General features: G+C 71.7%; 16 protein-coding genes. 11 read left to right on the top strand and 5 right to left on the bottom strand.

Annotated features, from left to right (window positions below; genetic code table 11):
- Window positions 1-314, top strand: a 314-nt coding sequence (locus H576_RS0111945; RefSeq protein WP_029151126.1) for an IS5/IS1182 family transposase, incomplete at its 5' end; no start/stop codon positions are given.
- Here the strand turns inward: H576_RS0111945 and H576_RS0111940 are convergent.
- The 3 genes from H576_RS0111940 to purS are packed head-to-tail and all read right to left on the bottom strand — an operon-like array spanning window position 311 to window position 2207.
- Window positions 311-1228 (bottom strand): 2-hydroxyacid dehydrogenase, encoded by a 918-nt coding sequence (locus tag H576_RS0111940; RefSeq protein ID WP_029151125.1) that lies wholly within the window; start codon window positions 1226-1228, stop codon window positions 311-313. The genes H576_RS0111945 and H576_RS0111940 overlap by 4 nt on opposite strands.
- Before the next feature lie 26 nt (window positions 1229-1254).
- Complete coding sequence (gene purQ / locus H576_RS0111935) at window positions 1255-1962, bottom strand: phosphoribosylformylglycinamidine synthase subunit PurQ (RefSeq protein ID WP_029151124.1); 708 nt, start codon at window positions 1960-1962, stop codon at window positions 1255-1257.
- On the bottom strand, window positions 1959-2207 hold the full coding sequence (gene purS / locus H576_RS0111930) for a phosphoribosylformylglycinamidine synthase subunit PurS (RefSeq protein WP_029151123.1): 249 nt from the start codon (window positions 2205-2207) through the stop codon (window positions 1959-1961). Before purS ends, purQ begins: the two co-directional genes overlap by 4 nt.
- 179 nt (window positions 2208-2386) lie before the next feature.
- Between purS and H576_RS0111925 the strand changes: the two genes are divergently transcribed.
- Genes H576_RS0111925 through H576_RS0111905 form a run of 5 tightly spaced genes read left to right on the top strand, consistent with a single transcriptional unit; the run spans window position 2387 to window position 8078 of the window.
- A complete protein-coding gene (locus H576_RS0111925; RefSeq protein WP_029151122.1) occupies window positions 2387-3649 on the top strand; it encodes an ABC transporter substrate-binding protein in 1263 nt (420 codons plus the stop codon).
- A 1-nt stretch (window position 3650) separates the two neighbouring features.
- On the top strand, window positions 3651-4724 hold the full coding sequence (locus H576_RS0111920) for a carbohydrate ABC transporter permease (protein WP_029151121.1): 1074 nt from the start codon (window positions 3651-3653) through the stop codon (window positions 4722-4724).
- Entirely contained in the window at window positions 4721-5638 is a 918-nt protein-coding gene (locus H576_RS0111915) for a carbohydrate ABC transporter permease (RefSeq protein ID WP_029151120.1), read from the top strand. Before H576_RS0111920 ends, H576_RS0111915 begins: the two co-directional genes overlap by 4 nt.
- Before the next feature lie 5 nt (window positions 5639-5643).
- Entirely contained in the window at window positions 5644-7053 is a 1410-nt protein-coding gene (locus tag H576_RS0111910) for a GH1 family beta-glucosidase (RefSeq protein WP_425411273.1), read from the top strand.
- Between the two features lie 26 nt (window positions 7054-7079).
- Window positions 7080-8078 carry a LacI family DNA-binding transcriptional regulator gene (locus H576_RS0111905; RefSeq protein WP_029151118.1) on the top strand — a complete coding sequence of 333 codons (999 nt, stop codon included), beginning with the start codon at window positions 7080-7082 and terminating at the stop codon, window positions 8076-8078.
- A gap of 18 nt (window positions 8079-8096) precedes the next feature.
- On the opposite strand, the gene H576_RS17295 is transcribed toward H576_RS0111905, so the two are convergent.
- Window positions 8097-8228 carry a hypothetical protein gene (locus H576_RS17295; protein ID WP_281167315.1) on the bottom strand — a complete coding sequence of 44 codons (132 nt, stop codon included), beginning with the start codon at window positions 8226-8228 and terminating at the stop codon, window positions 8097-8099.
- 89 nt (window positions 8229-8317) lie between these two features.
- On the opposite strand from H576_RS17295, the gene H576_RS0111895 reads away from it, so the two are divergent.
- Together H576_RS0111895 and H576_RS0111890 are read left to right on the top strand one after the other, a co-directional pair.
- Complete coding sequence (locus H576_RS0111895) at window positions 8318-8683, top strand: hypothetical protein (RefSeq protein ID WP_029151117.1); 366 nt, start codon at window positions 8318-8320, stop codon at window positions 8681-8683.
- A 45-nt stretch (window positions 8684-8728) separates the two neighbouring features.
- Complete coding sequence (locus tag H576_RS0111890) at window positions 8729-9229, top strand: YbaK/EbsC family protein (protein WP_036320803.1); 501 nt, start codon at window positions 8729-8731, stop codon at window positions 9227-9229.
- A gap of 5 nt (window positions 9230-9234) precedes the next feature.
- On the opposite strand, the gene H576_RS0111885 is transcribed toward H576_RS0111890, so the two are convergent.
- A complete protein-coding gene (locus tag H576_RS0111885) occupies window positions 9235-9924 on the bottom strand; it encodes a hypothetical protein (protein ID WP_029151115.1) in 690 nt (229 codons plus the stop codon).
- Window positions 9925-10171: 247 nt separating this feature from the next.
- On the opposite strand from H576_RS0111885, the gene dhaK reads away from it, so the two are divergent.
- Genes dhaK through H576_RS0111870 form a run of 3 tightly spaced genes read left to right on the top strand, consistent with a single transcriptional unit; the run spans window position 10172 to window position 12431 of the window.
- Window positions 10172-11164 (top strand): dihydroxyacetone kinase subunit DhaK, encoded by a 993-nt coding sequence (gene dhaK / locus H576_RS0111880; RefSeq protein WP_029151114.1) that lies wholly within the window; start codon window positions 10172-10174, stop codon window positions 11162-11164.
- Window positions 11164-11757, top strand: a complete 594-nt coding sequence (dhaL, locus tag H576_RS0111875; RefSeq protein WP_029151113.1) for a dihydroxyacetone kinase subunit DhaL — start codon at window positions 11164-11166, stop codon at window positions 11755-11757. The genes dhaK and dhaL overlap by 1 nt, the downstream gene beginning before the upstream one ends.
- Window positions 11754-12431 carry an HPr family phosphocarrier protein gene (locus H576_RS0111870; RefSeq protein ID WP_029151112.1) on the top strand — a complete coding sequence of 226 codons (678 nt, stop codon included), beginning with the start codon at window positions 11754-11756 and terminating at the stop codon, window positions 12429-12431. Before dhaL ends, H576_RS0111870 begins: the two co-directional genes overlap by 4 nt.
- Window positions 12432-12437: the final 6 nt, after the last annotated feature.

The following is a 12437-nucleotide window of genomic DNA, read 5'->3' as shown; positions in this document are numbered from 1 at the left end:
CAGTCCGGGGCGACAAGGCGTACTCGTCCCGCGCGATCCGCGGACACCTCCGCTCCCGCGGGATCAAGGCCGTGATCCCCGAACCCGCCGATCAGCAAGGACACCGCAAACGGCGCGGCTCACGCGGCGGCCGCCCCGTCGGCCTCGATACCGCCGACTACAAGAACCGGAACGTCATCGAGCGCCGCTACTGCCACATCAAGCAATGGCGAGGACTCGCCACCCGCTACGACAAGCACGCGATCATCTACCGCGCCGCCGTGATCCTCAACGCCGTCATCGCCTGGACCAAACAATTGTCAGACACACCCTAGCCGCCGAGGACGACGTTGATCGGCGCCTCGCCACGGGCGAGCCGCTCGGCCTGCCCCGCGACGAGTCGCGCGATCCGCGGGCGCATGGCAGCCGAGAGGCCCCCGACGTGCGGCGCGACGAGCGCGTTCTCGAGGCGCCAGAGCGGATGGTCCGCGGGGAGCGGCTCGGGGTCGAAGACGTCGCTCGCCATGCGGATCCGCCCCGTCCGCAGGGCGTCGACGAGCGCGTCGGAGTCGACGGTCGGGCCGCGGCCCACGTTGACGACGAGCGCGTCGTCGGGAAGCGCGGCGAGCTCGGCGGCGCCGATGAGGTGGTGCGTCTCGGGGCCGCCCGGCAGGACGTTGACGAGGATCTGCGCCGTCGGCAGAAGGCTCGCGAGCTCGTCCATCGCGTGCACCGTCACGCCGTTCTCGACGCGGGCCCGCGACGCGACGGGCACGAGGTCGACCTCGAACGGGGCGAGCCGCTCGGCGATCGCCTTGCCGACGCCGCCGTAGCCGAGCATCACGACGCGGTGGTCGGCGAGCCCGCGGGCCCAGAACTTCTCCCACACCCCGGCGTCGTGGTTGCGCACGAGGCGGGGCAGCTCGCGCTGCGCCGCGAGGATCAGGGCGAGGGTGAGCTCGGCCGTCGCGGTCTCGTGCACCGACGCCGCGTTCGCGTAGACGAGGCCCTCGGGCAGGACGTCGGCGACGCCGTCGAACCCGATCGCCTGCCCCTGGATCAGCCGTGGGCGCATGTCGGCGACGGCGCGCAGCATCTCGCCCTGCTTCATGTAGGGCGGGACGACGAGGTCGACGTCGGGGCGCGGCGGCTCGCCGGTCGCCCACAGGACGACCTCGATTCCGAGCGCGGGGTCGACGAGCGCCGCGACGTCGGCGGCGAGTTCCTCAGTGGGGACGGAGACGATCATGCCCCCACCGTATCGGCGGCGGGGAGCTACGCGGCGACGGCCGCGATGGCGCTGATGGCGCTCGCGAAGAACGGCAGCCCGTCGACGCCCGAGCGCATGGCCTCGGGCTTGTTCGGGCCGAAGCCCGGCTCGACGGCGTGCTCGGGGTGCGGCATGAGGCCGACGACGTTGCCTGCCGCGTTCGTGATGCCGGCGATGTCGGCCAGCGAGCCGTTGGGGTTGACGCCGCGGTAGCGGAAGACCACGCGGCCCTCGCCCTCGAGCTCGGCGACGGTCTCGGGCGACGCCGTGAAGCCGCCGTCGGCGTTCTTCAGCGGGATCGTGATCTCGGCGCCCTCCGAGAAGGCGTTCGTCCACGCCGTCGAGGCGTTCTCGACGACGAGCTTCTGGTCGCGGCGGATGAACTGCTGCTTCTCGTTGCGGATCAGGCCGCCGGGCAGCAGGTGCGCCTCGACGAGCATCTGGAAGCCGTTGCAGATCCCGAGGATCGGCATGCCCTTCGCCGCCGCGTCGGTGACCGACGACATGACGGGGGCGAGCGCCGCGATGGCGCCGGCGCGCAGGTAGTCGCCGTACGAGAAGCCGCCGGGCAGGATGACGGCGTCGACGCCCTGCAGGTCGGCGGATCCGTGCCACAGGGCGACGGGCTCGGCTCCCGCGATCCGGATCGCGCGCTGCGCGTCGCGGTCGTCGAGGGATCCGGGGAAGGTGACGACGCCGATCCGCGCGGTCACTCGACGACCTCGATGCCCACGACGTCCTCGATGACCTGGTTGGAGAGCACCTCGTCGGCGATCCGCTTCGCCTCGGCGAGGACCTCGTCGGTGACCTCGCCGTCGACGGTCATCTCGATGCGCTTGCCGATGCGGACGTTCTGGAACGCGTCGTGGCCGAGGCGGGCGAGCGAGCGGGTGACCGCCTTGCCCTGCGGGTCCAGCAGCTCGGCCTTGGGCATGACGTCGACGACGATGGTGGGCATAACGGGGCTCCGAGACGCTCGGGGAGGGGGTCCCCCCGATTCTATGCGGTCCCGTCTGCGGGGTCCGGGTCACGGAAGCATCACGCGGGTTGACATCCGTGGGAGCGCTCCCATATCGTCGTGCACGCCCCGTGGGAGCGCTCCCACACCACACAGCATCACCACGAAGGAGTGGATCCGTGAAAACACGCACCGTCCGCCTCGCGACGACGAGCACTGCTCTCGTCGCGGTCGGAGCCCTGGCTCTCGCCGGATGCTCCGGCTCCGAGTCCGACAGCTCGTCGGGCGGGGAGACCACCGAGCTCACCATCTCGACGTTCAACGACTTCGGCTACACCGACGAGCTGCTCCAGCAGTACACGGACGAGACCGGCATCAAGATCGTCCAGAACAAGGCCGCGACGTCGAACGACGCCCGCGCCAACTTCTTCCAGAAGCTCGGCAACACGGGCCTCGCCGACGTCGAGGCCGTCGAGATCGACTGGGCCCCCGAGATGATGGAGTACGCCGACCTCCTCGCCCCGGTCCCCGAGGAGCTCAACGACCGCTGGGTCGACTGGAAGAACGCCCCCGTGACGAACGCCGACGGCCAGCTCGTCGGCTACGGCACCGACATCGGCCCGCAGGCGGTCTGCTACCGCTCCGACCTCTTCGAGGCGGCCGGCCTCCCCACCGACCCCGACGAGGTCGCGAGCCTCTTCACGACGTGGGACGACTTCTTCGACACGGCCGACGAGTACGTCGCAGCCACGGGCGAGCCCTTCATCGACTCGGTGAACTCGGTCACGCAGGGCCTCATCAACCAGCAGGACTCGATCTACGAGGACGACGACAACACCGTCATCGCGACCGAGAACCCCGCCGTGCGCGACGTCTACGACACCGTCGTCGAGCGCGCGATCCCGATCGCGAAGTACGCCGCCCAGTGGTCGGACGACTGGTACGCGTCGCTCGCCAACGGCGAGTACCCCGTGATGCTGTGCCCGCCGTGGCTCCGCGGCAACATCGAGGGCGAGGGCCCCGACATCAGCGGCTGGAACATCGCCAACGTGTTCCCCGGCGGCGGCTCCAACTGGGGCGGCTCGTACCTCGTGGTCCCCGCCAACGGCGAGAACGTCGAGGCCGCTCAGGACTTCGCCGACTGGCTGACCTCGCCCGAGGTGCAGCTGCAGGCGTTCGAGAACGCCGGCACCTTCCCGAGCCAGGTCGACACCTACACGGACGACGCCCTGACGAGCGCGACGGACCCCTTCTTCAGCGACGCACCCGTCGGCCAGATCGGCGCAGACCGCGCCGAGGCCGTCGAGGCCGAGCCGCACAAGGGCCCGCTGTACTTCCAGATCCACGACGCGTTCAACAACGCGATCCAGCGCGTGTTCGACGGCACCGAGTCGGCCGACGACGCGTGGAACACGTGGGTGTCCGAGGTCGACGCTCTCTGACATGTCGAACGCAGTGAAGGGGGCGGCGCGTCAGGCGCCGCCCCTCCCCACCCCAGGACCGCAGCGCCCCGTGCGCGTGCTGAGCTTCTCGCAGCGGCTCAGCAAGTGGGACGTCAAGGTGTCCCCGTACCTCTACGTCTCGCCGTTCTTCATCGTCTTCGCCGTCGTCGGCGCCTTCCCGCTCGTCTACACCGCGGTGATCTCGTTCATGGACTGGGATCAGATCCGCCAATCGGGCGAGTTCATCGGCTTCGACCAGTACGCGTGGATCCTCACGCAGCCGGCTTTCTGGGTGGCGCTGCGCAACACGTTCAGCATCTTCCTGCTCTCGAGCGTCCCGCAGCTGATCCTCGCGCTCTTCCTCGCGGCGGTGCTCGACCGGAACCTGCGCGCGAAGACCTTCTGGCGCATGGGCGTCCTCCTGCCCTACGTCGTGGCGCCCGTCGCCGTCGGCCTGATCTTCAACGCGCTCTTCGCCGACAACTCGGGCCAGGTCAACGCCTGGCTCGGCATGATCGGCATCGGCCCGATCCCGTGGCACGTCGAGCCCTTCTGGAGCCACGTCGCGATCGCGACGATGGTGAACTACCGCTGGATCGGCTACAACGCGCTGATCCTCCTCGCCGCCATGCAGGCGATCCCGCGCGACTACTACGAGGCCGCGACGGTCGACGGCGCCGGCGCCGTGCGCCAGTTCTGGTCGATCACGCTGCCCTCGCTCAAGCCGACCTTCATCTTCGTGATCATCACCTCGACGATCGGCGGCCTGCAGATCTTCGAGGAGCCGCGCATGTTCGACCAGTTCGGGCAGGGCGGATCCGCGAACCAGTGGCTCACGATCACGCTGTACCTCTACAACCTCGGCTGGGGCGACTGGAACTTCGGCCGCGCCGCCGCGATGGCCTGGCTGCTGTTCCTCATCATCCTCGTCATCGGCCTCGTGAACCTCTTCGTGACGCAGTCGCTCGTCGGAGACGACGGCGGCAAGGGGCCGAAGCTGTCGCGCGCGCAGAAGCGCCAGCTGAAGCGCGACGCGGCCGCGCGCCGCGCGCGCCGGAAGGAGCTGTACCGATGACCGACCTCATGAAGCCCGATCAGGCGGGCGGCGAGGCGACCGTCACGATCGTAGCGCCGAAGGACCGCAAGGGCCGCGCCCGGAGGATCCGCGGGATCCGCCCGCCGTGGTGGATCTACGGCATGCTCGTCGCGGTCGTCCTCGCGAGCCTCTTCCCGCTGTACTTCTCGTTCCTCATCGGATCGGGCGACTCGTCGACGCTGCGCGACCCGAACAGGTCGTGGATCCCCCTCGGCAACTTCTTCGCGAACGCCGCGGCTGTCGTGAACGACCCGAACGTCAACTTCTGGCGGGCGCTGTGGAACAGCGTCTGGACGTCGACGATCATCGCGGTCGCGGTCGTGGTGTTCTCGACCCTCGCGGGTTGGGCGTTCTCGAAGCTGCGCTTCCCCGGCAGCAAGGGGCTCCTGGCGTTCGTCGTCGCCACGATGGCCGTGCCGCAGCAGCTCGGCGTCGTGCCGCTCTACGTGATGTTCGCCGAGTTCGGGTGGACGGGCAAGGCCGGCGCGATCATCGTGCCGATGCTCGCGAGCGCCTTCGGGGTGTTCTGGATGACGCAGTACCTGCGCCAGGCCGTCCCCGACGAGCTCATCGAGGCGGCGCGCATGGACGGCGCGTCGATGATCCGCACCTTCTGGACCGTCGGCATGACGGCGGCCCGCCCCGCGGCCGCGATGCTGTTCCTCTTCACCTTCGTGCAGGCGTGGAACAACTTCTTCTGGCCGTTCATCGTCCTCGACCGCCAGGACCCGACGCTCCCCGTGTCGCTCGCCCTGCTGCAGTCGAACCACTTCGTCGACTACTCGCTCGTTCTCGCCGGCGTCGTGCTCGCGACCCTGCCGCTCCTCGCGCTCTTCGCGTTCGCGGGCAAGCAGCTGGTCAGCGGCATCATGGCCGGCGCCGTGAAGGGATGACCTCCATGACCCGCAAGTTCCCGAACGGCTTCCTCTTCGGCGCCGCCACCGCGGCGTACCAGGTCGAGGGCGCCGCGTTCGAGGACGGCCGCACCGCCAGCATCTGGGACGCGTTCGCGCGCGTCCCTGGCGCCGTGATCAACGCCGACGACGGCGATGTGGCGACGGATCAGTACCACCGGTACCGCGACGACGTGGCGCTCATGAAGGAGCTCGGCGTCGAGAGCTACCGCTTCTCGACCTCGTGGTCGCGGGTGCGGCCCGACGGCGGCGACGTCAACCCCCTCGGCGTCGACTACTACTCGCGCCTCGTCGACGAGCTGCTCGGGGCGGGGATCCTGCCCTGGCTGACCCTGTACCACTGGGACATGCCGCAGGCGCTCGAGGAGAAGGGCGGCTGGACGAGCCGCGACACCGTCGACCGGTTCGTCGAGTACGCGGTCACGATGCACGAGGCGCTCGGCGACCGCGTGAAGATCTGGACGACGCTCAACGAGCCGTGGTGCTCGTCGTTCCTGTCGTACACGGCGGGCGCGCACGCGCCCGGCCGGCAGAGCGTCGAGGCGGGCGCGCTCGCGTCGCACCACCTCCTGCTGGCGCACGGCCGCACGGTCGGCGAGCTCCGCGCGCGCGGAGCCGAGCAGCTCGGGATCACGCTCAACCTCACGAACGCCGTCCCGGTGGATCCGGCGGATCCCGCCGACGTCGACGCGGCCCGCCGCATCGACGGTCAGTTCGACCGCTGGTTCCTCGACCCGCTGATGCGCGGCTCGTACCCCGCCGACGTGCTCGACGACGTGCGGGCGGTCGATGCCGGCGCAGTGCGCGCGTTCGAAGCCGCGGTGCGGCCGGGCGACCTCGACGAGATCTCGGCCCCGATCGACTTCCTCGGCGTGAACTACTACCACGGCGAGTTCGTCTCGGGCACGCCCGACGCCGTCCCGCCGGCCGGGGGAGAGGCGCCGACCGACCGCGCGACCTCGTCGCCGTACCCGTCGCACGAGGGGATCCACTGGCACGAGCGCGGGCTCGCCCGCACGGGCATGGGGTGGGAGGTCGAGCCCTCGGGGCTCACCGATCTGCTCGAGCGCGTGCAGCGCGACTACCCGGGCGTCCCGCTCTACGTCACCGAGAACGGCGCCGCCTACGACGACGTCGTCTCGGAGGACGGATCCGTCGTCGACGACGAGCGCGTCGCGTTCGTCCGCGGGCACCTCACGGCGGTCGCCGAGGCGATCGAGCGCGGCGTCGACGTGCGCGGCTACTTCTACTGGTCGCTGCTCGACAACTACGAGTGGGCCTGGGGCTACGAGAAGCGGTTCGGCATCGTCCGCGTCGACTACGAGACCCAGAAGCGCACCGTCAAGGAGTCGGGGCGCGAGTACCAGCGGATCATCGCGGCTCGCGCGGTCTGACGGGGACCGCGGACATACTGAAGCGCATGACCAGCACAGCCACGATCGAGCAGGTCGCCCGCCTCGCGGGCGTCTCGCGTTCGACGGTGTCGCGCGTCCTGGGCGGCGGGGACCGCGTGAGCCCCGCCGCCCTCGACGCGGTGCAGCGGGCGATCCGCGAGCTCGATTACGTCCCGAACCGCGCCGCGCGCACGCTCGCGACCCGGCAGACGCAGGCGATCGGCCTCGTCGTGCCCGAGGACACGACGCGGTTCTTCGGCGACCCGTTCTTCGCGTCGATCGTGACGGGGATCAACGACAGGCTCGGATCCACCGACCACATCCTCAACCTCTTCATCGCGTCGGACGACCCGGGTTCGAAGACGACGTCGTACCTCATCGGCGGCAACGTCGACGGCGCGATCGTCGTGTCGCACCACACGAGCGACACCTACGTCGACCGCATCGCGCAGGCCGTCCCCGTCGTGTACGGCGGGCGTCCCTCGATCTCGCGCGGCGACGACTTCTACGTCGACGTCGACAACGTCGCGGGCGGCCGCGACGCGACGCGCTTCCTCATCGAGCGCGGCGCGACGCGCATCGGCACGATCGCGGGGCCGCTCGACATGCCTGCCGGGCAGGACCGTCTGCAGGGGCACCGCGAGGCGCTCGCCGCGGCTGGTCTCCCCGAGGGGCCCGTCGAGGACGGCGGGTTCACGCTCGCGGGCGGGAGCGAGGCCGCGCGGAGGCTCCTCGCGTCGGGCGCCGAGTTCGACGCGCTCTTCATCGCGAGCGACCTCATGGCGCGCGGGGCGGTCGGCGTCCTGCGGGCGGCGGGGGTGCGGATCCCCGACGACGTCGCGATCATCGGGTTCGACGACTCGCCGATGGCGACGAACCTCGAGCCCGAGCTGACGACGATGCGCCAGCCGAGCCGCAGGCAGGGCTACGCGATGGCCGACGTGCTGCTGCAGATCCTCGCGGGAGGATCCCCCGAGCACGTGACGATCCTGCCGACCGAGATCGTGCGCCGCGACACGGCCTGAGGCCGGGGCGCCCGGCGGTCAGCGGGCGGCTGCGGCGGCGCGCTTCACGTCGCGGCGCTCGCGGTACTCGCGGTTCCACTTCGCGTAGAACGGCGACATGGCGGCGACGATGACGACGGGGATGAGGGTGGAGACGATGACGAAGATCATGTCTCCGACGCTACGGATCCCCGCGCCGCGCCGGATCCCCCGAGCGGGGGAGATCGCGGTTCCCCGTGCGGGGGAGTTGGATGGGTCTCATGGACACGAGCGACTGGATCCCGCATCGCCGCGCCGTCGACGGCGAGCTCGTCGGCTGGGCGCGGCCCGACGGCGGAGGCTTCGTCGTCGTCGACATCCTCGGCGCGGACGTCACGGGCGTCGTCGAGTGGGCGGAGGCCGAGGAAGCGCTCGACGCGCTGAGCCTGGCGTGGCTCGCCGATGCGTGGGTCCTCGAGCGCGGGGGCGAGCGGGTGCGCGTGCGCATCGTCGAGGTCGCGCCGGGAACCCCGCCCGGCTCGGGCCGCGTCCGGCTCAAGACCGAGGACTACGGCGCGATCGACGCGCCCTCCGAGCGCATCGACCTCCCGTGGCCCGCCCCCGCGACCCTGCAGCCGTGGCGCTGATCCGATCGGGCGCTGATCCGATCGGGCGCTGAGAGAATCGCCGTCATGACCGATCTGACCGTCGATGCCGCCCGCGCCCACCTCGACCGCTTCGGACTCGGGGATCGGGTGATCGAGTTCGACGAGTCGAGCGCGACCGTCGAGCTCGCGGCGGCGCGGCTCGGGACCGAGCCCGCGCGCATCGCGAAGACCCTCGCCTTCGTCGACCCCGCGGATCCGGCGCGCGCGGTCCTCGTCGTCGCGGCGGGCGACGCGCGGGTCCAGAGCGGCGCGTTCAAGCGGCGCTTCGGCGGCAAGGCGCAGATGGTGTCCGCCGACCGGCTCGTCGAGATGACGGGGCATCCGATGGGCGGGGTGTGCCCCTTCGCGAACCCCGGGACGGCCGCGGTGTGGCTCGACGAGAGCCTGCGGCGCTTCGAGGTCGTCTTCCCCGCGGCAGGGACCGCCTCCTCGGCCGTGCGCATCGAGACGGCCGACCTCGAGCGCATCGCGGGCGCCGCCGGCTGGGTCGACGTGTGCAAGGACTGGCGTCCCGACCCCGTCTGACCCGCTCACGCGTTGGCGCCGCGCGCCAGCAGCGCGATGCGCACGCGCCGCGCGAGGTCGCCGGATCCCGTCGCTTTCGTCGCCTGGATCATCTCCCAGCCGTGCGCGCGCAGGCGCTCGATCCGCTCGATGTCCGCGGCGTAGCTCGAGGCGTGCATCTCACCCTGGTACTCGAGCTCGACCCGGGTCCGCGACTCGCGGGGCGACCATGAGTCCAAGCGGATGAGCCCGAGAGCCTCTCGGAGGCGGGATGCGCCGAGGTGGCGACCCGCGTCGAGGGCCCGGCGCAGCTCTTCCGGCGTCGCGATCGGCGCCCGGCCCGCGTGCGGGCGGCCGCGCCCGCGCCGCCAGACGCGGCAGAGGTGATCTCCGATCTGAACGAGCTCGATGACGGAGAGGGCGTCGAGAGACGCCCACGTCGACGCGGGCGACGAGACGCGAAGCCCGGTGATGTCGCGCGTGGTCGTGAGCACAGGTGACGAGCGATGGCCGAAGACACCTGCCGCGCGTGGCAGGCTTCGGTCGCCGAACACCGACACGTGGATCCGCTCATCGGCGAGGTGCACGGGCGCGCCCCAGATCGCGGCCGCGGTCGTGTGGCTGAAGAACTGGTCGGGGCGCAGCAGCGGGGCGTAGGCGCGGGCCGCTGCGAGGATCCGACCAGTGCGATCCTGCGGATCCGGTCCGCTCGCCACCCGGATCCGCGGAAGACGCGTCGAAACTTCCCCACAGCCCTGAAGGTGCGGAACTGTCACCTGAATTCGCGCACGCACGTTCAGATGACGCAGCGGCACGTTCGATCGGGAGCGAAGGTGCTGAAGCGTCATCTGAACGCCGGCTCTCGGATCCGGATGACGCGCGTGCACGTTCGTCCGCCGAGCCTGGCGCGGCGGGGGCACGCTGGTCTAGCGTCGGAGGCACCCGGAGACGAAGGAGTCACCAATGAAGAAGCTCATCGGAGATCCGTCGGCCGTGATCGCCGACGCCCTGCTCGGCGTCGCGGCGGCCCACCCCGACCAGACGGTCGACCACGAGAACCGGGTCGTGATCTCGGGCGCCCCGCGCGAGGGGCGCGTCGCGATCGTCTCCGGCGGCGGCACGGGCCACGAGCCGCTCCACGCGGGGTTCGTCGGCGCGGGCATGCTCGACGCGGCCTGCGCGGGCGAGGTGTTCACCTCGCCGACGCCCGACCAGATGCTCGCCGCGGCGCAGCACGTCGACTCGGGTGCGGGCGTCCTGTTCGTCGTCAAGAACTACACGGGCGACGTCCTGAACTTCGAGATGGCGGCCGACCTCGCGGGCGACGAGGGGATCCGGACCGCGACGGTCCTCGTCGCCGACGACGTCTCGGTCGAGGACTCGACCTACACGGCGGGCAGGCGCGGCGTCGGGACGACGGTCGTCGTCGAGAAGGTCGCGGGCGCCGCGGCAGCCGAGGGGCGGAGCCTCGAGGACGTGCGGGCGGTCGCCCAGCGCGTCAGCGAGAACGGCCGGTCGATGGGCGTCGCGCTCACGAGCGGCACGGTCCCTGCCGTCGGCAAGCCGAGCTTCGACCTCCCCGACGACGAGATGGAGGTCGGCGTCGGGATCCACGGCGAGCCCGGTCGCCGGCGCGAGAAGCTGCGCCCCGCGTCGGAGATCGCCGACGAGATCGCGAACGCGATCGCCGACGACCGCGACTTCACGGGCGAGCCCGTCATCGCGCTGCTCTCGGGCCTCGGCGGCACGCCGCAGATCGAGCTCTACGTCATGTACGGCGAGATCGCGCGGGCGCTCGAGGCGCGCGGGATCGCGGTCGCGCGATCGCTCGTCGGCGACTACATCACGAGCCTCGACATGGCGGGCTGCTCGCTGACCCTCGTCGCCGCCGACGACGAGATCCTGCGGCTGTGGGACGCGCCCGTGAACACGCCGGCGCTCCGGTGGGGCATCTGATGGGCCTGACGACCGACCAGCTCTCCGGGTGGATCCGCGGCTTCGCCGCCGCGGTCGCCGAGCACGCCGACGAGCTCACGGCCCTCGACTCGGCGATCGGCGACGCCGACCACGGCACGAACCTCGTCCGCGGCACGACGGCGGCGCTCGAGAGGATCGAGGGGGCGTCGGGCCCGCGCGCGCTCCTCAAGGCCGTCGGCATGACCTTCATCTCGAAGGTCGGCGGCGCGAGCGGATCCCTCTACGGATCCTTCTTCCTGGAGGCCGCGAAGGCGTCGCCTGAGGAGGGCGAGCTCTCCGACGTCGCCGCCGCGCTCCGGGCGGGGCTCGCGAGCATCGTCGCCCGCGGCCACGCCGAGGCCGGCGACAAGACGATGATCGACGCGCTCGAGCCGGCCGTCGCGGCGCTCGAGGGCGGCGCGTCGCTCGCCGACGCGGCGTCGGCCGCCGAGGCGGGGCGCGACGCGACCGAGCCGCTCGTCGCCCGCAAGGGCCGGGCGTCGTACCTCGGCGAGCGCTCGGCGGGCCACGTGGATCCCGGCGCGGCGTCGGCGGCGCTCCTCGTCCGCGCGCTCGCGGAGGCGGCCGCGTGATCGGCCTCGTCGTCGTCTCGCACAGCGCGCCGCTGGCCGAGGCTGCGGTCGACCTCGCGCGGCAGATGGCCCCGGGCGACGAGCCGCCCGTCCGGATCGCGGCGGGCGCCGACGGCGGCTTCGGGACCGACGCCGCCGCGATCGCCGCCGCCTACGATGAGCTCGAGGGGTCGGACGGCGTCGTCGTCCTGACCGACCTCGGATCCGCCATGATCAGCGCCGAGTTCGCGGTCGATCTGCGGGAGGGATCCGTCGAGATCCGCATCAGCCGAGGCCCGCTCGTCGAGGGCCTCGCCGCCGCGATCGTGCGCGCCGCGGGAGGGGCGGGCCTCGACGAGGTGCTCGCCGAGGCCGACGGCGCGCTCGCCGCGAAGGCGCCCGCCGAGGATCCCGCGCCGGCCGTCGCGGCCGGATTCCAGGCCACGGCGCGGATCGCCGACCCGCTCGGCCTCCACGCGCGCCCCGCAGCGGGCTTCGCGAAGGCCGCGGCGTCGTTCGACGCGCGCGTCTCGATCACCGACGTCACGAAGGGCGCGGGCCCCGCCGACGCGAAGAGCCTCATCGCGATCCTCGCGCTGGGGTCGGCGGGAGGCGACGAGATCCGGATCGACGCGACGGGGCCCGAGGCCGAGGCCGCGGCGACGCGCCTCGCCGAGCTCCTCGAGACGCCGTAGGCCGGA

The organism is Microbacterium indicum DSM 19969 (assembly GCF_000422385.1).
GTDB classification, from domain to species: Bacteria; Actinomycetota; Actinomycetes; order Actinomycetales; family Microbacteriaceae; genus Microbacterium; species Microbacterium indicum.
This window is presented reverse-complemented; position numbering and strand designations above follow the sequence as displayed.

Bases quoted from the DNA above. Each gene is read 5' to 3' on its own strand.
- H576_RS0111940 (WP_029151125.1), bottom strand. From the start codon at position 1,228: ATGATCGTCTCCGTCCCCACTGAGGAACTCGCCGCCGACGTCGCGGCG.
- purS (WP_029151123.1), bottom strand. From the start codon at position 2,207: ATGCCCACCATCGTCGTCGACGTCATGCCCAAGGCCGAGCTGCTGGAC.
- H576_RS0111920 (WP_029151121.1), top strand. From the start codon at position 3,651: ATGTCGAACGCAGTGAAGGGGGCGGCGCGTCAGGCGCCGCCCCTCCCC.
- H576_RS0111915 (WP_029151120.1), top strand. From the start codon at position 4,721: ATGACCGACCTCATGAAGCCCGATCAGGCGGGCGGCGAGGCGACCGTC.
- H576_RS0111910 (WP_425411273.1), top strand. From the start codon at position 5,644: ATGACCCGCAAGTTCCCGAACGGCTTCCTCTTCGGCGCCGCCACCGCG.
- H576_RS0111905 (WP_029151118.1), top strand. From the start codon at position 7,080: ATGACCAGCACAGCCACGATCGAGCAGGTCGCCCGCCTCGCGGGCGTC.
- H576_RS17295 (WP_281167315.1), bottom strand. From the start codon at position 8,228: ATGATCTTCGTCATCGTCTCCACCCTCATCCCCGTCGTCATCGTCGCC.
- H576_RS0111895 (WP_029151117.1), top strand. From the start codon at position 8,318: ATGGACACGAGCGACTGGATCCCGCATCGCCGCGCCGTCGACGGCGAG.
- H576_RS0111890 (WP_036320803.1), top strand. From the start codon at position 8,729: ATGACCGATCTGACCGTCGATGCCGCCCGCGCCCACCTCGACCGCTTC.
- dhaK (WP_029151114.1), top strand. From the start codon at position 10,172: ATGAAGAAGCTCATCGGAGATCCGTCGGCCGTGATCGCCGACGCCCTG.
- dhaL (WP_029151113.1), top strand. From the start codon at position 11,164: ATGGGCCTGACGACCGACCAGCTCTCCGGGTGGATCCGCGGCTTCGCC.